20 protein-coding genes are annotated in these 23,930 nt (G+C 74.0%); 10 read left to right on the top strand and 10 right to left on the bottom strand.

The window, feature by feature from the left end; translation table 11 throughout:
• Positions 1-307: 307 nt before the first annotated feature.
• Positions 308-1,114: a hypothetical protein gene (locus tag ABT232_RS25975; RefSeq protein ID WP_351844008.1), complete on the top strand. Its 807-nt coding sequence runs from the start codon at positions 308-310 to the stop codon at positions 1,112-1,114.
• 62 nt (positions 1,115-1,176) lie between these two features.
• Here the strand turns inward: ABT232_RS25975 and ABT232_RS25970 are convergent, their stop codons facing one another.
• On the bottom strand, positions 1,177-2,679 hold the full coding sequence (locus tag ABT232_RS25970) for a cytochrome P450 (protein WP_351844006.1): 1,503 nt from the start codon (positions 2,677-2,679) through the stop codon (positions 1,177-1,179).
• A 186-nt stretch (positions 2,680-2,865) separates the two neighbouring features.
• Between ABT232_RS25970 and ABT232_RS25965 the strand changes: the two genes are divergently transcribed.
• Both ABT232_RS25965 and ABT232_RS25960 read left to right on the top strand, forming a co-directional pair.
• Entirely contained in the window at positions 2,866-3,309 is a 444-nt protein-coding gene (locus ABT232_RS25965; protein WP_351844003.1) for a DUF3093 domain-containing protein, read from the top strand.
• Positions 3,310-3,766: 457 nt separating this feature from the next.
• A complete protein-coding gene (locus ABT232_RS25960) occupies positions 3,767-4,612 on the top strand; it encodes a universal stress protein (RefSeq protein WP_351844001.1) in 846 nt (281 codons plus the stop codon).
• A gap of 25 nt (positions 4,613-4,637) precedes the next feature.
• On the opposite strand, the gene ABT232_RS25955 is transcribed toward ABT232_RS25960, so the two are convergent.
• A complete protein-coding gene (locus ABT232_RS25955) occupies positions 4,638-5,102 on the bottom strand; it encodes a Crp/Fnr family transcriptional regulator (protein WP_351843998.1) in 465 nt (154 codons plus the stop codon).
• Positions 5,103-5,535: 433 nt separating this feature from the next.
• Here ABT232_RS25955 and ABT232_RS25950 point away from each other — a divergent pair, with 433 nt between their 5' ends.
• Positions 5,536-6,738, top strand: a complete 1,203-nt coding sequence (locus tag ABT232_RS25950) for a globin domain-containing protein (RefSeq protein WP_351843996.1) — start codon at positions 5,536-5,538, stop codon at positions 6,736-6,738.
• Positions 6,739-6,745: 7 nt separating this feature from the next.
• Here the strand turns inward: ABT232_RS25950 and ABT232_RS25945 are convergent, their stop codons facing one another.
• The 7 genes from ABT232_RS25945 to ABT232_RS25915 form a co-directional block, all read right to left on the bottom strand.
• The gene (locus ABT232_RS25945; protein ID WP_351843994.1) at positions 6,746-7,594 is read right to left on the bottom strand and encodes a cytochrome c oxidase assembly protein; all 849 of its coding nucleotides are present in this window, start codon (positions 7,592-7,594) and stop codon (positions 6,746-6,748) included.
• Positions 7,591-8,085 (bottom strand): DUF2243 domain-containing protein, encoded by a 495-nt coding sequence (locus tag ABT232_RS25940; protein ID WP_351843992.1) that lies wholly within the window; start codon positions 8,083-8,085, stop codon positions 7,591-7,593. Before ABT232_RS25940 ends, ABT232_RS25945 begins: the two co-directional genes overlap by 4 nt.
• A 349-nt stretch (positions 8,086-8,434) precedes the next feature.
• Positions 8,435-10,156 carry a sensor histidine kinase gene (locus ABT232_RS25935; protein WP_351843990.1) on the bottom strand — a complete coding sequence of 574 codons (1,722 nt, stop codon included), beginning with the start codon at positions 10,154-10,156 and terminating at the stop codon, positions 8,435-8,437.
• A 124-nt stretch (positions 10,157-10,280) separates the two neighbouring features.
• On the bottom strand, positions 10,281-10,982 hold the full coding sequence (locus tag ABT232_RS25930; RefSeq protein ID WP_351843989.1) for a response regulator: 702 nt from the start codon (positions 10,980-10,982) through the stop codon (positions 10,281-10,283).
• 106 nt (positions 10,983-11,088) lie between these two features.
• On the bottom strand, positions 11,089-13,473 hold the full coding sequence (locus ABT232_RS25925) for a phosphoketolase family protein (RefSeq protein WP_351843987.1): 2,385 nt from the start codon (positions 13,471-13,473) through the stop codon (positions 11,089-11,091).
• Between the two features lie 352 nt (positions 13,474-13,825).
• Positions 13,826-14,620, bottom strand: a complete 795-nt coding sequence (locus ABT232_RS25920; RefSeq protein WP_351843985.1) for a pyridoxamine 5'-phosphate oxidase family protein — start codon at positions 14,618-14,620, stop codon at positions 13,826-13,828.
• A gap of 359 nt (positions 14,621-14,979) precedes the next feature.
• Positions 14,980-16,335, bottom strand: coding sequence for a phytase (locus tag ABT232_RS25915; RefSeq protein ID WP_351843982.1), 1,356 nt, complete (start codon positions 16,333-16,335; stop codon positions 14,980-14,982).
• Positions 16,336-16,691: 356 nt separating this feature from the next.
• Here ABT232_RS25915 and ABT232_RS25910 point away from each other — a divergent pair, with 356 nt between their 5' ends.
• The 4 genes from ABT232_RS25910 to ABT232_RS25895 all read left to right on the top strand — a co-directional run bounded on the left by ABT232_RS25910 (position 16,692) and on the right by ABT232_RS25895 (position 21,142).
• Positions 16,692-18,251: an APC family permease gene (locus ABT232_RS25910; protein WP_351843980.1), complete on the top strand. Its 1,560-nt coding sequence runs from the start codon at positions 16,692-16,694 to the stop codon at positions 18,249-18,251.
• Positions 18,252-18,393: 142 nt separating this feature from the next.
• A complete protein-coding gene (locus ABT232_RS25905; protein ID WP_351843978.1) occupies positions 18,394-19,173 on the top strand; it encodes a maleylpyruvate isomerase family mycothiol-dependent enzyme in 780 nt (259 codons plus the stop codon).
• Positions 19,174-19,201: 28 nt separating this feature from the next.
• Positions 19,202-20,263, top strand: a complete 1,062-nt coding sequence (locus ABT232_RS25900; protein WP_351843975.1) for a YihY/virulence factor BrkB family protein — start codon at positions 19,202-19,204, stop codon at positions 20,261-20,263.
• 135 nt (positions 20,264-20,398) lie between these two features.
• A complete protein-coding gene (locus ABT232_RS25895) occupies positions 20,399-21,142 on the top strand; it encodes a carbonic anhydrase (protein WP_351843972.1) in 744 nt (247 codons plus the stop codon).
• Between the two features lie 6 nt (positions 21,143-21,148).
• Here ABT232_RS25895 and ABT232_RS25890 read toward each other — a convergent pair whose 3' ends face one another.
• Complete coding sequence (locus ABT232_RS25890; protein WP_351843970.1) at positions 21,149-21,664, bottom strand: hypothetical protein; 516 nt, start codon at positions 21,662-21,664, stop codon at positions 21,149-21,151.
• 438 nt (positions 21,665-22,102) lie between these two features.
• Here ABT232_RS25890 and ABT232_RS25885 point away from each other — a divergent pair, with 438 nt between their 5' ends.
• Together ABT232_RS25885 and ABT232_RS25880 are read left to right on the top strand one after the other, a co-directional pair.
• Positions 22,103-22,672, top strand: a complete 570-nt coding sequence (locus tag ABT232_RS25885; RefSeq protein ID WP_351843968.1) for a TetR/AcrR family transcriptional regulator — start codon at positions 22,103-22,105, stop codon at positions 22,670-22,672.
• Positions 22,673-22,696: 24 nt separating this feature from the next.
• Positions 22,697-23,887 (top strand): SGNH/GDSL hydrolase family protein, encoded by a 1,191-nt coding sequence (locus ABT232_RS25880; RefSeq protein WP_351843966.1) that lies wholly within the window; start codon positions 22,697-22,699, stop codon positions 23,885-23,887.
• Positions 23,888-23,930 lie beyond the last annotated feature (43 nt).

The raw sequence follows: 23,930 nt of genomic DNA, 5'->3' as shown, positions 1-23,930 counted from the left end.
GGCCACCGGACGGCAGTCGGCGGCGGGAGGTCTACCGAAGGTCACCCTGCCCATGTCAAGATCATGGAAGTTTCGCTCAACTCGCGACAAACCGCGGCCACTTACGGTCTCACCTGCGCACTTTCCTTGGGCACGCCGAACGAGCAGGGCGTGCGATGCGATGCATTCAAGCCATCCGCGGGCGGGGCGGGGACTTCGGCGACGGCAGGGCAACCAGGGCCCGCCCCCGAGGGTCTAGCCGATGTGACACCTCATCAGGCCGCGCCGTGAGGAGACGGCGAGGCCGGCGATCCCGAAGGGGAACCCCATGGAAACCCGCTCCCTGCGCCTTCGTCCCGCCCTCGCCGTCGTGTCGGGCGCGACCGCCCTCTGCGCCGCGATGACGCCCGCCGCCGCTCACGCGGCGGTTCCGGCGGCGTCCGGCGACACGACGTTCTCGCACGTCGTCGTCAACGGCGGCAAGGACATCGTGCTCGGCCTCACCACCAGGAAGACCGTCACCATCACCTGGACGGCGACGGACCCCGACGGCGTCGCCGCGTCCTGGGCCCACCTGTGGCACGGCCCCCACACCGACGACGCGGACGGCATCCTCCCGCTGTACCCGCTGGCGGGCACCTGCGCCGTCTCGGCCGCCGATCGCACGACGTCCACCTGCGCGGTCGGCTTCGGCGTCGACGCCGCGCGCGACCTCGACGACAACGGTCTCGCCGGCACCTGGAAGGTGCTCGCCGCCGCGCAGGACACCGGCGACGACTGGACGGAGACCGACGCCGCCGGCACGGCCCTGATCAAGCGCGCCGCCAAGGTGACGGTGAACGCCTCACCCGAGCCGGTCCGCAAAGGCGGAACGATCACCGTCACCGGCAGGCTGACCCGTGCCGACTGGGAGAGCGGCACCTACACGGGCTACCGGGACCGGCCGGTACAGCTCCAGTTCCGCGCGAAGGGCAGCTCTGCCTACACCACTGTGAAGACCCTCACCACCGGCAGCGGCGGCGCCCTGAAGACCACCACCACCGCCCGGACCGACGGCTACTACCGCTTCCGCTTCCCCGGCACCACCACGACCGGCCCGGCGACGGCGGCGGGTGACTTCGTCGATGTGAAGTGAGGTGAAGTGCGGTGAGGTGAGGTGGGGTGGGCCGGTGCCCTTCCGTACGCCGGGCCTCGGTCTCAGCCGAGGCCGGCGGCCGGCGGGCGGGCACCGGCGGGCCGGACGGCCTCGGCGGTGTGGAACGCCATCGACAGGGTGTCCGGTTTGACCGTGACGACGGCCTGGGGGCGCGGTGGGCGGGAGGCCAGGGTGAAGCGTGGCCAGATCTGCAGCACGGTCGCGAGGATGATCTGCAGTTCGGCCCAGGCGAAGTTCTCGCCGATGCACTTGCGGCGGCCGTCGCCGAAGGCGAGGAAGGATCCGCGGGCGGCGGCGGCGCGTTCGGGTGTCCAGCGGTCCGGGTCGAAGGTGCCGGCGTCGGGGAAGTGCGCCGGGTCGTGCTGGTGGAGGTAGGGGCTCCAGACGACGTCGGCGCCGGCCGGGATGCGGTGGCCGCCGAGGTCCATGTCCTGGGCGGCGGTGCGGGTCACCATCCAGGCGGGCCCGTACTTGCGGATGGCCTCCTGCACCACCCGGCGGGCGTAGGGAAGCCGGTCGAGGTCGTCGTGGCGCAGGGGCCGGTCCCCGCAGACCGTGTCGAGTTCGGCGCGCAGCCGCCGTGCGATCTCCGGGTGGCGGGAGATCTCGTACAGGGTCCAGGCGAGGGTGGTGCCGGTCGTCTCGATGGCGCCGGTGAGCAGGGTGATCGCCTCGTCCTGCAACTGCTGTCGGGTCAGCGGGACTTCGGCGTTGAGCAGCGTGTCGAAGAGGCCTTCCGCCTCGTCGGCGGTGCCCGCGGCCTCGGCGGCCGTCCCCGCGGCCGCGGCCGCGTGCGGGCAGCCGACGGCATCAGGGGCATGGTCGGTGCGGTCGGTGCCGTCGGTGCCGTCGGTGCGGTGGCCCGTCGCGCGGTGGTCGATGGCCTGGTCGATGAGGGTGCGCAGCCGGGCGACGCGGCGGGCGTGGGCGCGGTTGGCGGGCAGCGGCAGCCGGGTGATCCAGTTCGGCAGGACGGTCTGGCGGATGGTGCCCTTCATGATGGCGGGCATCAGCGTGGTGAACTCGCCCTGGAGGCTTGCCGGGAGGTCGGTGCCGAACAGGGCGACGAGGAACGCGGCGAGGGTGATGTCGTTCATGTCGGCGTAGACGTCACGGGGCCGGTCCGGCTGCCAGGCGGCGACCGTCTCCCGCACCTGCTCGATCATGGCGTCGGCGCGGGTGGCGATGTGGGCCTTGTTGAACATCGGCTGCATCAGGCGCCGGTTGCGCAGATGGGTGTCCCCGTCGGCGACGGTGGCCAGTCCGTCCCCGAAGAAGACCCGCAGCGCGTCGATGATCCGGCCGCCCTTGGTGTAGTGCGCCGCGTCGGTGACCAGGACCCGCCGGGTGAGCGCGGGATCGGTCACCACGTAGGCGGGTGTCGGGCCTATGCGGATGCGGACGACGCTGCCGTGGTCGCGCAGTGAGGTCATGAACGGCAGTGGATCGCGGGCGAGATGGTGGGCGTGGCCGACCAGGGGAAGTCCTCGCGGCGCGGTGGGCGTGGGGGCGGGTGCGGGGGTGGGTGTCGCGTGCGTGGTCACGGTGCTCGGTGCTCCTGGTGTGGGGGTGCTGGGCAGGTGCGGCCGATGCATTCCCGAGATCCACGACAGCGAAGCCCGCCCGGAATGATCACTGCGTCACACCCGCGGAGCACAGGGCCGGTCCACCTGAGGGGCGGACGGGCGGGCGGTGCGTGAGGCGGTGGGGCGGGCTGGCAGGGTGGGGGCATGCGTCTGTACGAAGAGCGTCTCGGCGTACCGAGAGTGTGGTTCTGGCTCGCCGCTCTGCTGGGCCTGATGGCCGGAATCGCGCTGCTGCCGCTCGGACTCGTGGCGGCCGCCGTCGGTGTCGCGGCGGTGGCGGCGGTGGCGTCCCTGGTGTTGTACGGCTACGGTGCGGCCGCGATCGTGGTGGCGGACGGTCACCTCACCGCGGGTTCCATGCGGTTCCCGCTCGCCTCGCTGGGGCTGGCGGAGCTCCTGGACGCCGAGGAGGCGTTCCTGTGGCGCACCCGCCGGGCCGACGTCCGTGCGGTGATGCTGCTGCGCAGCTATGTGCCGACGGCCCTGCGGATCGAGATCGCCGACCCGGGCCATCCCGCGCCGTACCTCTACCTCTCCACCCGGCAGCCGGCCACCCTGCTGGCGGTGCTGGCCTTCGCCCGCCGCTGATCCGCCGCACGGGGGCGTACGCCGGGATCTTCCGCCATGCGTCCCGCCGCCGCGGCGCCCGGTCGTCTGGTTTCGGCGGGCGCGCGCCTCCCGCCGCCGGCGCCGTCGGATCTCCTGGTGCGGCAGGGCCGCCCGCGCGTCCCGTCGCCCGCTCCAGGAGTGGCGGAACAGCCGGAGAGCCGGAACAGCCGGAGAGCCGGAACAGCCGGAGAGCCGGAACAGCCGGTGAGCCGGAAGAGGGCCGGAAGAGCCGGCCCTTCCACTCCACCCGATCCCCCCAGGAGACCCTGCGGCGAGTGGCGGCCTGACGGCGCGTCGCGGATCAGGGCCGTACGGCCCCCGGCCGGGCACCGTACGGCCCTCGCCGGTGCGGGCGGGCGGCGGTGACGCTGGAGGCGGGAACCCAGACGCGCGATGCCGGGTGTCCCCGGGTCGCGCCGGCCCCCGGAGGTGCGCCATGACCGGACCCGTCGTCGTCGGAGTGGACGGCTGCGCCGCGAACGTCTCGGCCGTGCGGTGGGCCGCCCGGGAGGCCCGGCGCAGGCGCCTACCCCTGCTGCTGCTCCACTCCTGGACCGACCGGCCGCTCGACCCGCCCCCGCTGCGCGGCGCGGACCGCGGGCGGCGGTACGGGGAGCAGGTGCTGCGGCGGACCGCCGCCGACCTGCGTCACGCTTACCCGGGCCTCGTCCTGGCCACGGAACTCGTCCCGGAGCCCGCCGCCGAGGCGCTGGTCGGTCTGAGCGCGAGCGCGGACCTGCTGGTGCTCGGGGCCCGCAGCCGGGACTCGGTCGCCGGATTCCTGCTCGGCTCGACCGGCCTGCACGTACTCGGACTGGCTCGCTGCCCCGCCGTCTCCGTCCGGGACGGCGAGAGCGCCGCCGGGGCCGGCCGGAACGAGATCGTCGTGGGGGTGCGCGGGGCCGGGACGGCCGCCGAGCCGCTGCTGGACTTCGCCTTCACCACCGCCGGCTCGCGGGGCGCGCGGGTGCTCGCCGTACGGGCCACGGACCCGCCGTCGGCCACCGCCGGGCCCCTCGACCCCGTCCGCGCGGCGGCCGAGGCGGACCGGCTCGCGGCGGCGGTGGCGCCCTGGCGGGAGAAGTTCCCCGACGTGCCGGTGACGGAGCTGGTCGTGCCGGGGCCCGCGGCGCGGGTGCTGCCGGCCGTGTCCGCGCACAACCGGCTCACCGTGGTGGGCCGCGGGCGGCACGCGGCCCCGGCTCCCTGGAGGCTGGGCGCCGTCGCGCACAGCGCCCTGCTGCACGCGCCGGGCCCCGTCGCCGTCGTTCCGCACGGCTGAGGGGCCCGGTCGGGCGAGGGGGCGGTCAGCCGGGGATGCCGCTGCCGTAGGGGGCGTACAGGTCGAGCAGCCGGGCGCGGGAGGTGTGCAGGCGGTGCGCGAGCGCCCGGCCGACCCAGTGCGCGACCGCCTCTCCCAGCGCGGGCTCGCGGTGGCACAGCTCCCGGACCGCCTCGGCGTCGAACTCCCAGGCGCGCACCGGCGTGACCGCCTCGGCGCCCAGCTGCCAGACGTGCGGCGGGAACAGCCAGGAGCAGCCGACGAGGTCGCCGAAGCCCAAGGTCTCGATGACGGCCGGACGGCGTCCGGGCACCCGCGCGTCGAGGGCGACCGTGCCGGTGCGGACGATCCAGAAGCGGTCGGCCCGCCCGCCCTCTTCGAACAGCCGGCTGCCCTGGGGTATGACCACCTCGCGGGCGAGGGTCATCAGCATCCCCCGATGCTCGGTGGGCAGGGACCGGGTCAGGCGGGGCGTGGTCATGGTGGTCATGGCTGCACCTCCTCGTACGGCGGCCGAAGCGGCCGTTGCCGTCGATGCACGGCGTCTGCCTTCAGCGTGGGCCCGCGGCGGCCGGCGCGGCTTGGGCCGAGTGGCCCTGAACGGGTGGCCGGTGGGCTCTCTCCCCGTCGGGAACGCCCCGGCCCATCGCGCACGGGCCGGCCCCGTCCGGTACGACCACGACCGCCCGCACCGGAGGCCGCCCGCACCGGGACCGGTCCGCCCCGGCCGGCCGGGCGCCCCGCGGGCCGGGCGGGCCCCGTCCATGGGGCCGAAGGTCCCTGTTCCGTGGGTCGAAGGTCCTCCGTTCCCGGTCAGGGGCCCGCAACTCCCCGGAACCGTCGATTCCGGTTGCTATACAGAGGCAGCCGACCGCTCCTCCGGCGGACGGCCCCGTCTTCTCCATCCCGTCCAGGGAGGCTCCATGCTGTCCGCAGAATCCGCCGCCGTCCTCCGGGCCACGCTGCCCGCCGTGTCCGGCGCGCTCGACCGGATCACCGAGCGTTTCTACGGCGCGATGTTCCGCGACCGCCCAGAACTGCTGGACGGCATGTTCAACCGCGGCAACCAGGCCGTCGGCACCCAGCGCCGGGCGCTGGCCGGGGCCGTTGCGGGCTTCGCGAGCGCGCTGGTCGCGGACCCGGCCGCCCGCCCGGACGCCCTGCTGGAGCGGATCGCCCACAAGCACACCGCGGTCGGCGTCACCGAGGACCAGTACACCCTCGTCCACAAGTACCTCTTCGGCGCGATCGTCGAGGTGCTGGGTGAGGCGGTGACGCCGGAGGTGGCGGCGGCCTGGGACGAGGTGTACTGGCTGATGGCCGGCGCGCTGATCGCCCGCGAGGCCCGCATCTACCAGGACGCGGGCGTCGAGCCGGGCGGGAGCTGGCGGCCGTGGACGGTCGTGGAGCGCCGCGAGGAGACGCCCGACGTGGTCTCCTTCCTGCTCCGGCCCGCCGACGGCGAACCCGCGCCGCCCGCCCGGGCCGGCCAGTACGTGAGCGTCCGCGTGACGATGCCCGACGGCGTGCGCCAGCTGCGGCAGTACAGCCTGTCCTCCGACCCGGGCGGTCAGTTGCGCCGGATCACCGTCAAGCGGGTCGCGGGCGACGCCGGCGCCCCGGACGGCGAGGTCTCCGGCCTGCTGCACGGCACGGTGCGGGTGGGCGACGAACTCACCCTGTCCGCGCCGTTCGGCGACGTCGTCCTCGACGAGGCCGACACCCCGCTCGTGCTCGCCTCGGCCGGCATCGGCTGCACTCCGCTGGTCGGCATGCTCGCCCGGCTGGCCGCGACCGGCTCCGACCGCCCCGTCCTCGTCCTGCACGCCGACCGCTCCCCCGAGGACCACGCCCTGCGCGCGGAGACCCGGCAGCTGACGGACCGTCTGCCGCACGCGGAGGCCCTGTACTGGTACGAGCGGTCCGGCGGCGCCCAGCCCGACGCCCGCACCGGTCTCATGGACCTGTCCGAGGTGACGGTCCCCGCCGACGCCACCGTCTACCTGTGCGGCCCGCTGCCGTTCATGCGCGCCGTCCGCTCCGCGCTGCTGGACCAGGGAGTGCCGCCGCGGCGGATCCGCTACGAGGTGTTCGGCCCGGACCTGTGGCAGGCGGACGCGGCCTGACCCGGCGTCAGGACCGCGCCGTGACCCGCCCCGGCCGAGGCCGGAGCGCACGGCGGCGGGTGCGGCGGTGGGCGCGGCCCGAGGCGGCGTACCACTGGGCCGCGAGCACGGCGGCGAGGGCGGCCTCGACGGCGTCGCCGCCGTAGTACATCAGCTGCGCCCCGGTGTGCAGGTCGGCGGGGCTGACGGAGACACCGGGCGGCGGGGTGGCGTAGAGGCTCTTGGCCAGGACGGCGTGCGCCCAGCCGGCCGCCAGCAGGGTGGCGCCTCGTCCGGCCGTGCCCCAGCCGCCGCGGACCGGGTCGAGCCGGCAGACGGCGAAGGTGAACAGCGTTCCGGCGGCCAGGACATGCAGGTGCACCGCCACGTCGAGCAGCGGCCGGTGGTGCGTGGCGGCGAGCAGTCCGGTGCGGTGCAGCAGCCACAGGCCGCCGAGGTCGAGGGCGGCGGCGAGCGGCGGCCACAGCAGCCAGGCGGCGGGCCGGGAGTGGGCCACGGCCAGCAGCCCGCCGCGCACCGGCCCGGGGGACAGACTCCGCAGGACGAGCGTGAGGGGCCGGCCGAGGACCAGCAGCAGCGGTGCCACCATGCCGACGGCGAGGTGGCGCAGCACATGCGCGGTGAACGGCCCGCCCGGCGGCGGCACCACCGTCGCGTACACCAGGACGGCGCCGCCGGCGGCGAACGCGGCATCCCGCCGCCGGGGCCAGGCGTCCCCTCGGCGGCGCAGCCGGGCGGTGGCCGCCAGGCAGCCGGCGACGGCCAGGCAGACGGCCGTGATGATGGCGGTGGCGGCAGCCGCCGCGAGGAGGCCGGTGTCGGTGCCGGCGGCCGGGTGGGCGTGGCCGGGGATCACCGGTGGGCGGTCCGGCGCGGTGCGTGCCGGTTCGCTCGCAGGGTCAGCGCGCCGCCGATGAGCAGGAGGGCGAGCGCGGACAGGTTCCACGCCCAGTCGTACGGGGCGATCTCGACGCCGTAGCGGATCTGGTGCAGGCGCAGCAGTTTGTGGTCGACGACGCCGTCGAAGAGCTGGAAGGCGCCCAGGCCCAGGAAGAGGCCGGCCCAGGCGTGGCCGGGGGCGAGGGCGTCGCGGCGGCGCAGGTCGGCGAAGAGGAAGAACCCGGCGACCAGGGCGAGCAGTTCGGCGGTGTGCAGCAGCCCGTCGGTGAGGAGTCCGGTGCCGAGGGTGGAGCGGTCGTAGAAGTGGTGCCAGTGCAGGAGCTGGTGGAAGACGATCTCGTCGACCGCGGCCATCACGGCGGCGCCGATCACCGCGCACACGACCAGGGACCGGCGGGGACTGCGTGGGGCGTCGTCGGGGACGGTCCGGGATCGTTCGCTCGTCATGCCGGTGCCTTCCTGGTGGGTGCCCGCTCGTTCACAGGATCGCGGACGGGTACCCCGTGCGCGGCCGCGCGGACCGGTGGTGTCGGCGCGGCCGGGTGGCGGGACGCCGGACTGCCGCGCCATGAGCGGAGTCGGGCCCACGAGGGCACGGGAACGGCGGCGGTGACGACGTTCGGCCTGTTGGCGGCACGGGCCCGGTTTCGGGCCGCACGACCTGGTCCGCCTGGCCAGGGTCGCCGTCGTCCGCGGATACGCACCGGGCGCGGTCACCTCACCGCTGGTGGTCGTGCCCTCCACTGTGGGCCCGCGGCCGGCTGCGGCACGCCGGCCGCTCGGACCGCCGGACGGGCTACGGCGTCACCGGTACGCGCCACACCAGGCGGGTGCCGCCGCCCGGCGGGGTCGTCCAGGTGAGGTCGCCGCCGAGTTGGGTGGCGCGTTCGGCCATGTTGCGCAGTCCGCTGCGGCGGCCCTCGGCCGGGATGCCCACGCCGTTGTCGCTGACCTCCAGGCGCAGCTCGCCTCCGTCCGTCTCCAGGACGACGTCGGCGCGGCCGGCCCTGGCGTGCCGGGCCACGTTGGTCAGCGCCTCGGAGAGGACGGCGACGACGTGGTCGGCGGTCTCCTTGGGCACCTGGGTGTCCAGCAGGCCCTCCATCCGCAGGCTGGGTGCGAAGCCCAGGACGGGCGCGGCCTCGCCGGCCACGCGGGCCGCGCGGGCCCGCAGGCCGGTGCCGGCGCCGGTCTCGCGGGAGCGCAGGCCGAAGATGGTCGAGCGGATGATCTTGATGGTCTCGTCGAGGTCGTCGACCGCGCGCGACACCCGCTCGGCCGCCCCCGGGTGCTCGATGAAGCGGCCCGCGCTCTGCAGGGTCATGCCGGTCGCGAACAGCCGCTGGATGGCCAGGTCGTGCAGGTCGCGGGCGATCCGGTCACGGTCCTGGAGCACCGCGATCCGCTCGGCGTCGCGGCGCCGCTCCGCCAGCTCCATGGCGACCGCGGCCTGCCCGGCGAACGACTGGAGCGGCTCGGTCTGCTGACCGGCGTACACCGACTGGCCCCGCTCCCGGACCAGCAGGACGACACCCCGTACGCCCTCGCCGCTGCCGATGGGGACGGCGACCGCCGGACCGAGGCCGGCGAACCGCGGCGGCCCGGACGAGACCCGGTCGTCCTGGGCGATGTCCGGGCTGGTGAGGGTGGCGCCGGTGGCGAAGGCCCGGCCGATCAGACTGGCGTCGACGGGCAGCACCAGCCCCCGGTGGGCCTGCGCCTCCTGTCCGAGGGCCAGTTCCACGGTGAGGGAGCCGGCGCCCTCGGTGGGCACCGCGACCACGGCCAGGGCCGCCCCGGTGATGTCCCGGGCCCGTTCGGCGATCAGGCCCAGCACCTCGCCGCGCCCGCTGCCGGACATGATGCTGTGGGTGATCTCCGCGCTGGCCCGCAGCCAGCGTTCGCGCAGCCGGGACTCCTCGTACAGGCGGGCGTTGTCGATGGCCACGCCGGCCGCCACGGCCAGGGTGGACAGCACCGACTCGTCCTCCTCGTCGAACCGCGCCCCGCCCCTCTTCTCGGTGAGGTACAGATTGCCGAAGACCTGGTCGCGGACGCGGATGGGGACGCCGAGGAAGGTGTGCATCGGCGGGTGGTGGGGCGGGAAGCCGTACGAGGCGGCGTGCTCGGAGAGTTTCGCCAGCCGCAGTGGTTCGGGATGCCGGATCAGTTCGCCGAGGATGCCGTGACCCTCGGGGAAGTTGCCGATCCGGGTGATCTCCTCGTCGGTGACACCGACGGTGTGGAAGTCGGAGAGCCGCCTGCCGTCGGGGCCGATCACGCCGAGTGCCGCGTACCGGGCGTCCACCAGCACCGCCGCGGCCTCCACGATGCTGCGCAGCACCTGTTCGAGGTCCAGTTCGCGGCCGACCGAGAGCACCGCCTCCAGCAAGCTGTGCACGCGGTCGCGGGTGCCGCGGGCCGCGTCCAGGCGGGCCTGGACCTCCTCCAGCAGTTCGTCGAGCCGCAGCTGGGGAAGCCGGATGCGCGCCTTGCCGGACTCCGCGGAGCTTGCCACGCGTGTTCCCTCCAGGCCCTGGTGTCCGTGCGCCTGCCGGTCGGGCGCCTCCTGTGCCACCGTAGCCGTCGGCCGGACGTGGCGGGCCGGTGGCCGCGGTGACGGAGCGGGCGTGCGAGCCGGGTCAGAGGCCGCCGCGGCCGTCCTGGCGGAGCCGGTCGGCGGCCTGGGTGGCGATGACGGCGGCCTGGATGCGCCGCTCGACACCGAGCTTGGCCAGCAGCCGGGAGATGTGGTTCTTGACCGTCTTCTCGGCGAGGTAGAGCCGCTGCCCGATCTGCCGGTTGGTGAGCCCCTCACCGATGAGGGCGAGGATCTCCCGCTCCCGTGCGGTCAGCTCGGGCAGCGCGTCCGGTTCTTCCGGCGGCTGCTCGTCGCCGCGCAGCCGGGCCATCAGCCGGGTGGTGGCGCTCGGGTCGAGCAGGGACTGGCCGCGGGCCACCGTGCGGACGGCGGTGACCAGGTCGGAGCCCTGGATCTGCTTGAGCACGTATCCGGAGGCGCCCGCCATGATCGAGTCGAGCAGGGCCTCCTCGTCGTCGAACGACGTCAGCATCAGGCACGCCAGGCCGGGCATCCGGGAGCGCAGCTCGCGGCAGACGGTCACGCCGTCACCGTCGGGGAGGCGCACGTCGAGGACGGCGACGTGCGGGCGCAGGGCGGGGACCCGCACCAGCGCCTGTTCCACCGTGGCGGCCTCGCCCACGACGCTGATGTCCGGCTCGTCGTCCAGCAGGTCGCGCACGCCGCGCCGGACCACCTCGTGGTCGTCCAGCAGGAAGACCTCGATGGGCCCGTCGGGGCCGGTCCGCTCACCGTCCGCCATCGCATGCTCCTCGTGCCGCTGGTCCCGCGGGGCCGGTCACCCGGCCCCGTCCAGGATCCTTCTCCTCACGGGGCCGGATGGCCAGGGCCGTTCGGCCCTGATCGGGTCAGCCGTCCCACGCCCAGTCGGTGACCTCGGGGAGGTCGGTGCCGTGGGCGCGGATCCAGTCGTGGTGGCGCAGCCGGGTGTCCTCCATGCGCTGCCGGAGGGCCGCCGCGCGCACCGCGAGGCCGGGGACGCGGTCGATGACGTCCATGACGAGGCGATAGCGGTCCAGGTCGTTGGCGACGACCATGTCGAACGGGGTGGTCGTGGTGCCGATCTCCTTGTAGCCGCGGACGTGCAGGTGGGGGTGGCCGGTCCGGCGGTAGGCGAGACGGTGGATCAGCCAGGGGTAGCCGTGGTAGGCGAAGATCACCGGCTTGTCGCGGGTGAACAGGGCATCGTACTCGGCGTCGCGCATGCCGTGCGGGTGTTCCTCGCTGGGCAGCAGCCGGGCCAGGTCGACGACGTTGACCACGCGCACGGCCAGCTCGGGCAGGTGCCGGCGCAGCAGCTGGGCGGCGGCCATGACCTCCTGGGTGGGGACGTCGCCCGCGCAGGCGAGCACCACGTCCGGTTCGCGGGTGCCGTCCTCGGTGCCCGCCCAGTCCCACACGCCGGCGCCGCGGGCGCAGTGTCGGCGGGCCTGTTCCATGGTCAGCCAGTCGAAGCAGGGCTGTTTGCCGGCGACGACGACGTTGACGTAGTCGCGGCTGCGCAGCACGTGGTCGGCGACGGCGAGGAGGGTGTTGGCGTCCGGCGGCAGGTAGACGCGGACGGCTTCGGGGCTCTTGTTGAGGACGTGGTCGACGAAGCCGGGGTCCTGGTGGGAGAAGCCGTTGTGGTCCTGTCGCCAGACGTGTGAGGTGAGCAGGTAGTTGAGGGAGGCGATGGGGGCGCGCCAGGGCAGCCGGCGGGTCACGCGCAGCCATTTGACGTGCTGGTTGACCATCGAGTCGACGATGTGGGCGAACGCCTCGTAGCAGGAGAACAGTCCGTGCCGGCCGGTGAGCAGATAGCCCTCCAGCCAGCCCTGGCAGGTGTGCTCGGAGAGGATCTCCATCACCCGGCCGTGCCGGTCCAGGTGCTCGTCGACGGGCAGGGTGGCGGCCTGCCAGGCCTTGCCGCTGGCGCCGTAGACGGCCTGGAGGCGGTTGGAGGCGGTCTCGTCGGGGCCGACGATGCGAAAGTCGCGCCGGTCGGCGGTGGCCCGCACGACCTCCTCCAGCAGGCCGCCGAGGACGCCGGTCGGTTCGTGGCGGGTGGCGCCGGGCTTGTCGACCGGGACGGCGTACGACTCCAGTGCCGGCAGCGGCAGTTCGCGCAGCAGCAGACCGCCGTTGGCGTGCGGGGTGGCGCCCAGGCGGCGCGGGCCCTCGGGGAGGCAGGCCAGCACCTGCGGGCGGGGCCGGCCGTCCTCGTCGAACAGTTCCTCGGGGCGGTAGGAGCGCAGCCACTGCTCCAGCCGGCGCAGATGCTCCGGGTCGTCCCGCACGGCGGCCAGCGGGACCTGGTGGGAGCGCCAGGTGTTCTCCACCGGCAGCCCGTCGACCTCGTCCGGGCCGGTCCAGCCCTTCGGGGTGCGCAGCACGATCATGGGCCAGCGGGGCCGCTCGGTGGCGCCGTCCTGGCGGGCGGCGCGCTGGAGGGCGGCGATGCGGTCCAGTGCGGTGTCCATGGCGCGGGCCATCGCCCGGTGGACGGTGGCCGGGTCGTCGCCGGTGACGTGGATCGGGTCGTGGCCGTAGCCGGTGAGGAGCGCGTCGAGTTCGGGCTCGGGCAGCCGGGCCAGGACCGCCGGGTTGGCGATCTTGTAGCCGTTGAGGTGCAGGATCGGCAGGACGGTGCCGTCGTGGACCGGGTCGAGGAACTTGTTGGAGTGCCAGGACGCGGCGAGCGGGCCGGTCTCCGCCTCGCCGTCGCCGATGACGCAGGCGACGAGCAGTTCGGGGTTGTCGAGCGCGGCGCCGTAGGCGTGCGAGAGGGAGTAGCCGAGTTCGCCGCCCTCGTGGATCGAACCCGGCGTCTCGGGCGCGACGTGGCTGGGCACGCCGCCGGGGAACGAGAACTGCCGGAAGAGCCGGGCCATCCCGGCCGCGTCCCGCGTGATGTCCGGGTACGTCTCCGTGTACGACCCCTCCAGCCAGGCGTTGGCGAGCACGGCGGGACCGCCGTGGCCCGGCCCCCAGACGCACAGGGCGTCCAGGTCGCGGGCGGCGATCACCCGGTTGAGGTGGGTGTGGACCAGGTTCAGGCCCGGGGAGGTGCCCCAGTGGCCGAGCAGCCGCGGCTTGATGTGCTCCGGGCGCAGCGGCTCGGTCAGCAGGGGGTTGGCCAGCAGGTAGATCTGGCCGACGGCCAGGTAGTTCGCGGCGCGCCAGTGGGCGTCCAGTGCCGCCAGCTCCTGGTCGGAGAGTGCGGCGGGCGCCGTCCTGGTGTCGACGGACATGGGGGTCCCTCCGGTCGGGTGCGGTCGGGATGCGTACGGACGGGCGGGCGGGGGCGGCGGTGCGTGGCCTGGGCCCGGCGGCTCGATGCGGCCTGCGGTCCCTTCGGTCCGTTCCGTGCGTTCCGTGCGTTCCGTGCGTTCCGTGCTGTTCCGTGCGTTCCGTGCTGTTCCGTGCTCTCGGTTCCTCGGGACGCTCCGGGCCCCCGGAGCGTCCTCGGCTCCACCCTCGCCCTGGTCGGTCCTGTCGGGTACCCGGCAGGGCCGTTCGGTCCACCTGCCGGGTCCATGGGGTTGCCGGTGGCCGCCGGAGTGCCGCGGCCACCGGCCCGGCGGACGGGTCCGCCTCGGTGTCTCACCTGCCGTCGGAGGTCCGTTCCCCGACGGCAGGCTCCTCGACGGCGCGGTCCCCGGCCGCCTGCTCCTCGGCAGCCCGCTTCTCGGCTGCCTGCTCCTGGGCGTCGCGCTCCTCGACGGCGCGGCCGGTGATCTCGGTGGGGACGACGCACATCCACACCTCGCGGGCCCCGCCCGCCCAGGGCATGCTGTGCGCCCGGACGGCCAGCCGGCGCGCGGCCTCCGGGTCGGTCACCCGGCCGGCGTGTCCGCGCACCAGCACGCTCCAGCCGCGGCCGAACGCCGCGTCCAGGTGGTCGACCTCGAAGGCGACCCGGGTGCCCTGCGGGACCGCCGGCGTGGTGCCCGGCGCGGTCCGGTAGACGATCAGGCCGTCGACCACGCTGTAGTTGACGGGCACGACCGCCGGCCCCTCGGGGGCGGAGACGGCCAGCCGGCCCACACCGTGCGTGGAGAGCCGGCGCCGGCATTCCTCGGCACCGAGCGTTCTGAGCACCGGGTCGTGGGAGGCCTGTCCCTGTCCGGCGGGCCGGTCCACGTCCCCGCCGCAGAGCGCGGTCGCGGTCGTGCGCAGTGCGGCGGCCAGCCGCAGCAGCGCGCCCCGGCCGGGCGTCACCGCGGGCGCCTCCTCCAGATAGCGCAGGTAGGCGGGGGCCATGCCGGCCCGGTCGGCCGTCTCGCGCAGGGTCAGGCCGAGTTCCGCGCGGCGCAGGCGCAGGCGGCGGCCCAGGTCGCCCGGGGCGGACGCGGTCGGGGGTGGTGCGGTACCGGTTGACGCGGTGTGATCGAGCACGGCCCTCATCTCCTCCGGGCGGCCCGCGCGGCAGAGTGCCGGGGCCCGCACGTCCAGCATCCCCGCGGCGGGCTGGCCCCGGGGTAGGGCCGTTCGGCCCCCGCTCTTGGCCGGAGGGTCCCCGTCCACCCGTCCGCCCCTCCACCGTGACCGGGGAGGCGGCGGAGCCGGGGAGGCGGCGGAGCCGGGGAGGCCGCGGAGCCGGGCAGGCCGCGGACATCGCGGAAACCGGAGAAGCCGGAGAAACGGAGAAGCAGGAGAAGCCGGTGAACGCGGTACGGCCGCCGGGCCCGGGGCGGGCGGCCGGCGGCCGTACGGGAGGTGGTCCGGGTGACGCGCGGCGCGTCACCTGGGGGACGTCACATGTCGGCCGCGTCCACGACCTCGCCGAGGTCGACGAACTTGAAGCCGGTCGCCGTGCGGGTGCCGCCCTCGCCGTCCGGGACCTCCGGCGTCTCGTGGCCGTCCTGGACGACCAGCAGGCCGTTCGGGTAGCGGCTGCCGAGCGGGGCGTTCAGGATCGCGGCGCCGTCGCACTCCTGCGATCCGTCGAGGGTCGCGGAGGCCGCGCCGATGCGGAAGCCGCCCTCGTACTCGTTGTCCTCGCTCACCTCGCGGTCGTACAGGGCGAAGGTGTCGTCGCCCTGGCTGGAGGCGAGCAGGTAGCCGTCGCCGTCGGACTCCTCGAACAGGGTCAGGCCCTCGACGTCGGCGGCCAGCCGGGTGCCGCCGTAGCCGGGGTCGGCGCCGGCCGTGCACTCCTCGGTGGCCTCGTCGTAGACGCCGGGGACGCCGTACTCGCGGACCTTGTCCACCAGGACCGGCTTGGTGGTGAGGTCGGCGCGGACCCGCCAGATGCCGATGTCCTCCTGGCCGGCGTAGAGCGTGCCGGTGGCCGGGTCGACGACCATGCCCTCGACCTGCGGGAGCTCACCGGGCTCGGCGCACGGGGACCAGCTGGTGCCGTTCGGGAGGCGGAAGGACGACGGTAGGTCGAGGGTGCGGACGCGGTGGTAGCCGACGGTGCCGTTGGCGGTGGCCGTCAGCTCGACGAGCGCGAGGCGGGTCCGCTCGCGCTGGCTGACCAGGGCGTAGGTGCGTCCGGTGGCCTTGTCGCGCCAGGTGGCGAGGCCGTAGGCGGTCCTCTGGTCGTTGATCTCGGCCTGGTCGGCGGAGAAGACCGGGGCGGCGGCCGGGTCGGTGATGTCGGTCAGCGGGGCGCCCGGCTTGGACGGGTCGATGCGGTAGATCCGCAGCCGGTCGTTGCCGCGGTCGCTGACGACGGCCACGTCGGCCCGGCCGGTGGAGGTGCGCACACCGGTGAGGAGGTCGACGTTGTTGAAGCGGCCGGGAGCGTCGTCCTCGGCAGGCGGCTTCGGCGCGGACAGCGACTGCACCAGGCGGGCGTCGAGGTCGTAGACGCGCAGGCCGCCTTCCTTGGCGGTGGCGATGACGAGGCTGCGGTCGGGGTCGGCCGTGTTGCGCCAGATCGCCGGGTCGTCCGCGTCGGAGTTGCCGCCCGCCTCGTCGTCGTAGAGGGCGGGGGTCTCGCTGGTGGGCGTGACCGTCGGCAGGCCCTGGCCGTCGTCGGCCCCGGCCGGGGCCGCGGTGAGGAGGGCGAGCAGGGTGGTGGCGGTGCCCAGGGCGAGGGTGGCGGCTCTGCGCGGGGTGCGGTGCGTGGTCACAGGCGCTTCCTTGGTCGATGTCGAGGACATGCCGATGCTGAGCGGTGAACCTTGCGTGCAGGGGGCCATGATCTGTCCGGCCGGTCACAAGAGATATGACCGTGCGTCACCCGCCGTTCATCCGAAAGCGGATTTCAGCCATGGACATGTTGTGACGCACCTCACATGGCAAGCTTGGAACCAGACATTCCGGGCCCGGCTGCGATTACCGAATATCGAACGCCAACACAATGGCTCATGGAAGAGAAGTTGCACACGACCGAATCGCCTTCGAAAGACAGGTAATGCCATGCACTGACCCCGCGAATGACCGGATCATGAAGCGCCGACCACATGGATGTAACGAGCACATGGCGCGGAAACCGCAGCGCCTAACGTCCTTGTCCATGACTGAGCTGGACGTACGGCCCTTGGCCGGAAACACAGGCGACGGGGGCCCCGCCGACGGCATGCGTGCCAAAGGGCTGAGCGGAAACTCCGTCGGGCTGCTGGGCAGCGCCGTCATCGGCGTCTCCACCGTGGCCCCGGTCTACTGCCTGACCTCCACCCTCGGCTCCACCGCCGGTGAGGTCGGCCTCCAGATGCCGGCGGTCTTCCTCGCGGGCTTCCTGCCGATGCTGCTCGTGGCCTTCGCCTACCGCGAGCTGAACAAGGTGATGCCGGACTGCGGCACCTCCTTCACCTGGACGGTCAAGGCGTTCGGCCCGAAGGTCGGCTGGATGTGCGGCTGGGGCCTGGTGATCGCCACGATCATCGTGCTGTCCAACCTGGCGGGTGTGGCGACCTCGTACTTCTGGCTGCTGGCGGGTGAGCTCACCGGCAGCGAGGACGTGGCGGCGCTCGACGGGAACAAGGCGGTGCACATCGTCACCTGCCTCGCGCTCGTCGCCCTCGCGACCGTGATCAGCTACCGCGGGATGACCGCGACCAAGGGCGTGCAGTACGCCCTGGTCGGGCTCCAGCTGCTGGTCCTCGCCGTGTTCGTGGCGATGGCGTTCGGCAAGGCCGGCAGCGCCGACTTCCCCACCTCCGCGGACTTCTCCTGGTCCTGGATGAACCCCTTCGCGGTGCAGTCGTTCGGTGCCTTCACCGCCGGCCTGTCCCTGTCGATCTTCATGTACTGGGGCTGGGACGCCTGTCTGACCGCCAACGAGGAGACCACCGGCAGCACCAAGACCCCGGGCCGGGCCGCGCTCGTCGCCATGGTCGTGCTGGTCGGCTCCTACCTGGCCACCGGTGTGGCCGCGCAGATGGTCGTCGGCTCCAGCGACCAGGGCCTGGGCCTCGCCAACCCCGAGACCTCCGACAACGTCTTCGCCGCGCTGGCCGGTCCGGTGATGGGCCCGGCGCTCGGCATCCTGCTCTTCGTGGCCGTCCTCGCCTCGGCGGCGGCGAGCCTGCAGACGACGTTCATCCCGGTCGCCCGCACGGTGCTGGCGATGTCCGCGTACGAGGCGCTGCCCGCCTCCTACTCCAAGGTCCACGAGCGCTTCCGCACCCCGGGACGCGCCACGGTCATGGCGGGCATCGCGACCGGCGTGTTCTACACGGTGATGACGCTGGTCAGCGAGCACGTGCTGGTCGACACCATCTACGCCCTCGGCCTGATGATCTGCTTCTACTACGCGCTCACCGCGTTCGCCTGCGTCTGGTACTTCCGCGCCGAGGTGCTGCGCTCCGGGCGCGACCTGCTCTTCAAGGGCCTCTTCCCGCTGGTCGGCGGCCTCCTGCTGAGCGCGGTCTTCGCCAAGACGCTGGTGGACATGTGGGACCCGGCGTACGGCAGCGGCTCGTCGGTGCTCGGCATGGGCTCGGTGTTCGTGATCGGCGTGGGCCTGCTGCTGCTCGGTGTCGTGATCATGTACGTGATGCGGTGGCGCAGCCCCGCGTTCTTCCAGGGCAAGACCCTGACCCGGTCGACTCCGTCGCTGGTCACGGAGGACTGACGGCCGGCTCGAACGACGGCTCACGAGCGGCGGGGCCCCCCCCCGGGGGGGCCCCCGCCGCTCGTTCTCCACGTCCTCGGGGCCGCCCGGTTCGCGGACGAACACCGCCCGATCACCCCGGGGCCGCCTCTAGCCTGAGCCCATGACGCACTGGAGTCTGGACCGCTACAGCGCCGAGATCCTCACCCAGACCGACCTGCTGCGCGCCCTGCTCCGCGAGGCGGACCCGGCGGCCCCGGTCCCCACCTGCCCCGAGTGGAACCTCGGCCAGCTGATGCGGCACGTCGGCGGCGCGCACCGCTGGGTCGACACGATCGTGCGCACCCGGGCCACCGAGGAAGTGCCCCACGACCTCGTCGACGAGGTGTTCGGGTACGGCGACGAGGACCCGGCGGTGCTCGACGCCTGGCTCGCCGAAGGCGCCCGTGGCCTGACGGACGCGCTGACCGAGGCCGGTCCGGCCCGCGTGTGGACCGTCGTACCGGATCAGCCGCTGGCCTTCTGGGCGCGGCGGATGCTGCACGAGACGGTCGTCCACCGCGCCGACGCGGCAGGGGCGGTGGGCGCCCGCTACGAGGTCGCGCCGGCCGTGGCGCGGGACGCGCTGGACGAGTGGATGTCCTTCGGTGCCGTACCCGAGGCGTACCTGCCGTCGGCCGCCGGGCCGCTGCTCGGGCCGGGCCGCACCCTCGGTTTCCGCGCCACCGACGACCCGGCCGGCGCGTGGTTCGTCGACCTCACCGGCGACGTGCCGCGCTGGCGGCGCGGCGGGGGCGAGGCCGCCGTCAGCGTCCTTGGTCCGCTGAGCGAGCTGGTGCTCCTGGTCTACGGCCGCCCGCCGGGCGTCGGGACCGAGGTGCGCGGCGACCGGGAGCTGCTCGGGCTGTGGGTGGAGCGGACGGGCTTCTGGCTGCACGAGTGAGCCCACCCTGCGGGGTTACTCGGGGGGTATGGCGAAGCTTCATCTGCCCGGGCTTCCGGGGCACAAGGACCAGCAGGAACAGCGGGACGAGGACCGGCGGCCGACTCCGGAGGAGGCCGGCCCGGGACCCGAGGTGGAGCGGGCGGCCCCCGACACTCCGACGAAACTGCCGAAGCAGGCCTGGCGGGCGGTGCTCAAGGGCAGCATCCACGAGTTCAAGGACGACGAGCTGACCGACCGCGCGGCGGCGCTGACCTACTACGGGGTGCTGTCACTGTTCCCCGGTCTGCTGGTGCTGGTGTCGCTGCTCGGTCTCTCCGGCAGGTCCACCACCGACAAGGTGCTGGAGAACGTGGAGCAGCTGGCCCCCGGCTCGGCGCGGGACATCATCGTGCGGGCCGTGGAGCAGTTGCAGGGCAACGGCGGAACCGGCTCCCTGATGGCGATCGTCGGTCTGGTCCTGGCGGTGTGGTCCGCGTCCGGCTATGTGGCCGCGTTCATGCGCACGGCGAACGCCGTCTACGACATCCCGGAGGGGCGGCCGGTGTGGGCGATCCTGCCGGTGCGTCTCGGGGTGACCGTGGCGCTGATGATCATGGCGGTGATCAGCGCGCTGATCGTGGTCTTCACCGGCGGTCTGGCCCGCCGCGCGGGTGACATCCTCGGCCTCGGCGACACCGCGCTGACCGTGTGGTCGATCGCCAAGTGGCCCGTCCTGGTGCTGCTGGTCACCATCATGATCGCGCTGCTGTACTGGGCCACTCCCAACGCCCGGGTGCGGGGCTGGCGGTGGATCACCCCGGGCAGCTTCCTGGCCCTGGTCATCTGGATGATCGCCTCCGCCGGGTTCGCCTTCTACGTCGCCAACTTCGGCTCGTACAACAAGACGTACGGGACCATGGCCGGCGTCATCGTCTTCCTCATCTGGCTGTGGATCACCAATCTGGCGATCCTGCTCGGGCTGGAGTTCGACGCCGAGACGGCACGCCAGCGCGCGATCGCCGGCGGCCATCCGCCGGAGGAGGAGCCGTACACCGAGCCCCGCTCGACGCGGACCTGGGACGAGGACGACATCCGCGAGAACCGGTAGCACGGGGGCGCCGTGCCAAGGGCTGTCCTCGCGTCCGCCAACAACCGATCAACAGCCGGCCACGAAACCACCATGGCGGCCCATGATTCGGCAGCGCGGGCGAACCGACCCGGCCTCGGACATACGTTCTTCGCCGTGACTTTCGAAGACAGCTCTCGCCGCGCCGCCCCGGCGGCTCCGCCCGCCCGCCGCCTCCTGCTGCGCGCCGCGATGACCGGGGCCGCCGCCGTGGGCGTCGGTCTCGCCGCCGACGTCTCCCCCGCGGCCGCCGCCCCTTCCGCCTCCCGGCCCCGGCCCACCACCGCGCAGGAGGCGCTGCGGGAACTCGCCGCCGGGAACCTGCGGTGGCGCACCTTCCGGGAGCGGCACCCGGACGAGACACCGGCCGTGCGGCAGGCCCTGACGTCGGGACAGCATCCGTTCGCGATCGTGCTCGGCTGCGTCGACTCGCGGGTGCCGCCGGAGCTGGTCTTCGACCAGGGGCTCGGGGATCTGCTCACCGTCCGCAGCGCCGGCGAGGTGCTGGACGAGGCCGTGCTCGGCAGCGTCGCCTACGGGGTGCTGGAGCTCGCGGTACCGCTGGTCGTGGTGCTCGGGCACCAGTCGTGCGGGGCGGTGCGGGCCGCCGTCCAGGCGGAGGGGTCCGGGGAGCCGCTGCCGGCCCACATCCAGTACCTGGCCGACCGGATAGCCCCGGCGATAGACCACAGCGTGGAGGGCGACGCCCGCGTCGACGCAACGATCGACGCCAACGTACGGCTCGTGCGGTCACGTCTCGCGGCGGAGCCGGACCTCGCCGCGCGGGTCGCGGACGGGCGGCTGGTGATCGTCGGCGCGCGGTACGAGCTGACCAGCCAGCTGGTGCACCACGTGGCCTGACGACGGTCACCCCGTGTGGTGGCGCAGGTAGCGCTCCCAGGCGAGCGCGGCCGCCGGCTGCCAGTCGTCGGGGTCGTAGATGTCCGGGTCGAAGGCCAGCTCGACCACCCACTCCATGTACCTGCGGACGGTGGGCGCCCGCCAGGGCCGTGCCAGCGCGACGCTGAGCACGCCCCAGGGGTGGGCGCGGGTCTGCGTCACGACCCGGCCGTCCGGCGACGACGCGAGGAAGCAAGGGCCCTCGGCAGCGGATCCGAACAGGCCCGCGTCCGCCCCGGCACCCATCAGGTCCCACTCGTCGAGCAGCCGCACACGACACCACTCGGCGGGCCGGTCCGCCCTAGGCACCCCCAGCAGGAACTCGCCCTCCGGGCCGAACAGGCCGTGCTCGCGCGCCAGCCCGAACCAGCTCGCGTTGGCCGCCGCGACGAACTCCCGCCGGTCCCCGTGGTCCGAGAGCACCGTCCGTGCCTCGTGCCGGCCCTCGTCGGGCCGGCAGGACTGCAGGCGGGCGCCGGCCACCCTGGGGGGCGCCGCCGCGGGGCCGCCCGCGGGGGGGGGCAGGAGCCCGGCCCCCCCCGGGGGGGGGGCGCCCGCGCCCCCCCCGCGGGGGCGGCGCGGGCCCCCCCCTCGGGCGGCGGGCGCCCGCCCCCCCCCCGCGGCCCCCCCCCACGACTCCAGCCGGGCGACGGCCACCGTCGGCGGCGCCGCCGCGGGCACGCCGCCGGGAAGGAGCAGCAGCCCGGCGTGGCGCAGCAGCCGCTCGGTTCTCCCGGATCCCTCGTCCGTCACGGTTCCCTCGTCCGTCATGCCGACGGGCCCCCTCATGACCGGTGTGGCGTCGAGTGTGCCCCGATCATGCCGCACCACGACGACCCGGCGCTCGCCCGAGCCATCCAGGGATTTGCCTAAAAGCTTTAGGTAAATCCATAATCGATTATGGCAACGGAAGGAGAGGCCATGGTGCGTGCGGGGCTGACCACGGAGCGTCTGATCCAGGCGGGCGCGGAGCTGGCCGACGAGGTCGGCTTCGACCAGGTGACCGTCTCGGCGCTCGCCCGGCGGTTCGACGTCAAGGTCGCCAGCCTGTACTCCCACCTGAAGAACTCGCAGGACCTCAAGACCGGGATCGCCCTGCTGGCGCTCCGAGAACTGGCCGACCGGGCCGCCGACGCGCTCGCCGGACGCGCGGGCAAGGACGCCCTGATCGCGTTCGCCGACGTCTACCGCGACTACGCCCGGGAGCACCCCGGCCGCTACGCGGCGGCCCGGCTGCCGCTCGCCCCCGAGACCGCGGCCGCCAGCGCGGGCGTACGGCACGCGCAGATGACGCGGGCGATCCTGCGCGGCTACGACCTGACCGAACCGGACCAGACGCACGCGGTCCGCATGCTGGGCAGCGTCTTCCACGGCTACGTCAGCCTGGAGCTGAGCGGTGGCTTCAGCCACAGCGCGCCGGACTCCGAGGAGTCCTGGTCGCGGATCCTCGACGCCCTCGACGCCCTGCTGCGCAACTGGCCCGCGCGCTGACCCCGACCCCCTCCGGCGGAGACCATGAACACCACTCGGCTCACGATCACCACCCCCCTCACCGAAGACCTCCTGCGCGGCGCCGCCGACCTGGAGCGCACCGCACACGGCGTGCTGCCGCACCGGCTGCCCGCCCGGGCCCGTGCACAGAACACGGACCCGCAGCTCGCGATGGCCGAGTCCCAGCCCTCCGGCGTACGACTGGCGTTCCGCACCCGGGCCACCGCCGTCGAACTGGACGTGCTGCCCACCAAGCGGATCTACGTGGGCGCCCCGCCCCGCCCGGACGGCGTCTACGACCTGCTCGTGGACGGCCACCTCGCCGGCCAGGCCGGTGCGACCGGCGGCAACACACTGGCCATCGACATGACCACCGGCTCCGTCGACTCCCGGCCCGGCCCGGTGGGCACCGTCCGCTTCGCCGGACTGCCCGAGCGCGACAAGACCGTCGAGATCTGGCTGCCGCACAACGAGACCACCGAGCTGGTCGCCCTGCGCACCGACGCCCCGGTCGAGCCCGCACCGGCCGACCGGGACCGCGCGGTGTGGCTGCACCACGGCAGCTCGATCAGCCACGGCTCCGACGCCGCGAGCCCCACCACCACCTGGCCGGCGCTCGCCGCCTCCCTCGGCGGCGTGGAACTGGTCAACCTCGGCCTCAGCGGCAGCAGCCTGCTCGACCCGTTCACCGCGCGGGCGATGCGGGACACCCCGGCCGATCTGATCAGCCTCAAGATCGGCATCAACCTGGTGAACGCCGACGCGATGCGGCTGCGCGCCTTCACCCCGGCCGTGCACGGCTTTCTCGACACACTCCGCGACGGCCACCCCACCACCCCGCTGCTGGTGATCTCCCCGATCCTGTGCCCCATGCACGAGGACACCCCCGGCCCGAGCGCCCCGGACCTGTCCTCGCTGTCCGAGGGGCGGCTGCGGTTCCGGGCGGCCGGCGATCCGGCGGAGCGCGCCACCGGGAAGCTCACCCTGGGCGTCATCCGCGAGGAGCTCGCCCGGATCGTGAAGCAGCGCGCCGCCGACGACCCGAATCTGCACCACCTCGACGGCCGCGCCCTCTACGGCGAGGACGACACCGACGAACTCCCGCTGCCGGACGGCCTCCATCCGGACGCCGTCACCCACCGCCGCATGGGCGAGCGCTTCGCCGCGCTGGCCTTCGCGGCGGACGGCGCCTTCGGGAGGAGCACCGGCATCTGAGACACCACCCTTGGGACCTCCGGCAATGTCAGGTAGCCTGACA

The organism is Streptomyces sp. NPDC001532 (genome assembly GCF_040298625.1).
Classification (GTDB): Bacteria; Actinomycetota; Actinomycetes; order Streptomycetales; family Streptomycetaceae; genus Streptomyces.
This window is presented reverse-complemented; position numbering and strand designations above follow the sequence as displayed.

Excerpts from the sequence above, each read along its gene's own strand:
- ABT232_RS25975 (WP_351844008.1), top strand. The coding sequence starts at position 308 with ATGGAAACCCGCTCCCTGCGCCTTCGTCCCGCCCTCGCCGTCGTGTCG.
- ABT232_RS25965 (WP_351844003.1), top strand. The coding sequence starts at position 2,866 with ATGCGTCTGTACGAAGAGCGTCTCGGCGTACCGAGAGTGTGGTTCTGG.
- ABT232_RS25960 (WP_351844001.1), top strand. The coding sequence starts at position 3,767 with ATGACCGGACCCGTCGTCGTCGGAGTGGACGGCTGCGCCGCGAACGTC.
- ABT232_RS25955 (WP_351843998.1), bottom strand. The coding sequence starts at position 5,102 with ATGACCACCATGACCACGCCCCGCCTGACCCGGTCCCTGCCCACCGAG.
- ABT232_RS25950 (WP_351843996.1), top strand. The coding sequence starts at position 5,536 with ATGCTGTCCGCAGAATCCGCCGCCGTCCTCCGGGCCACGCTGCCCGCC.
- ABT232_RS25940 (WP_351843992.1), bottom strand. The coding sequence starts at position 8,085 with ATGACGAGCGAACGATCCCGGACCGTCCCCGACGACGCCCCACGCAGT.
- ABT232_RS25930 (WP_351843989.1), bottom strand. The coding sequence starts at position 10,982 with ATGGCGGACGGTGAGCGGACCGGCCCCGACGGGCCCATCGAGGTCTTC.
- ABT232_RS25925 (WP_351843987.1), bottom strand. The coding sequence starts at position 13,473 with ATGTCCGTCGACACCAGGACGGCGCCCGCCGCACTCTCCGACCAGGAG.
- ABT232_RS25915 (WP_351843982.1), bottom strand. The coding sequence starts at position 16,335 with ATGTCCTCGACATCGACCAAGGAAGCGCCTGTGACCACGCACCGCACC.
- ABT232_RS25910 (WP_351843980.1), top strand. The coding sequence starts at position 16,692 with ATGACTGAGCTGGACGTACGGCCCTTGGCCGGAAACACAGGCGACGGG.
- ABT232_RS25905 (WP_351843978.1), top strand. The coding sequence starts at position 18,394 with ATGACGCACTGGAGTCTGGACCGCTACAGCGCCGAGATCCTCACCCAG.
- ABT232_RS25900 (WP_351843975.1), top strand. The coding sequence starts at position 19,202 with ATGGCGAAGCTTCATCTGCCCGGGCTTCCGGGGCACAAGGACCAGCAG.
- ABT232_RS25885 (WP_351843968.1), top strand. The coding sequence starts at position 22,103 with ATGGTGCGTGCGGGGCTGACCACGGAGCGTCTGATCCAGGCGGGCGCG.
- ABT232_RS25880 (WP_351843966.1), top strand. The coding sequence starts at position 22,697 with ATGAACACCACTCGGCTCACGATCACCACCCCCCTCACCGAAGACCTC.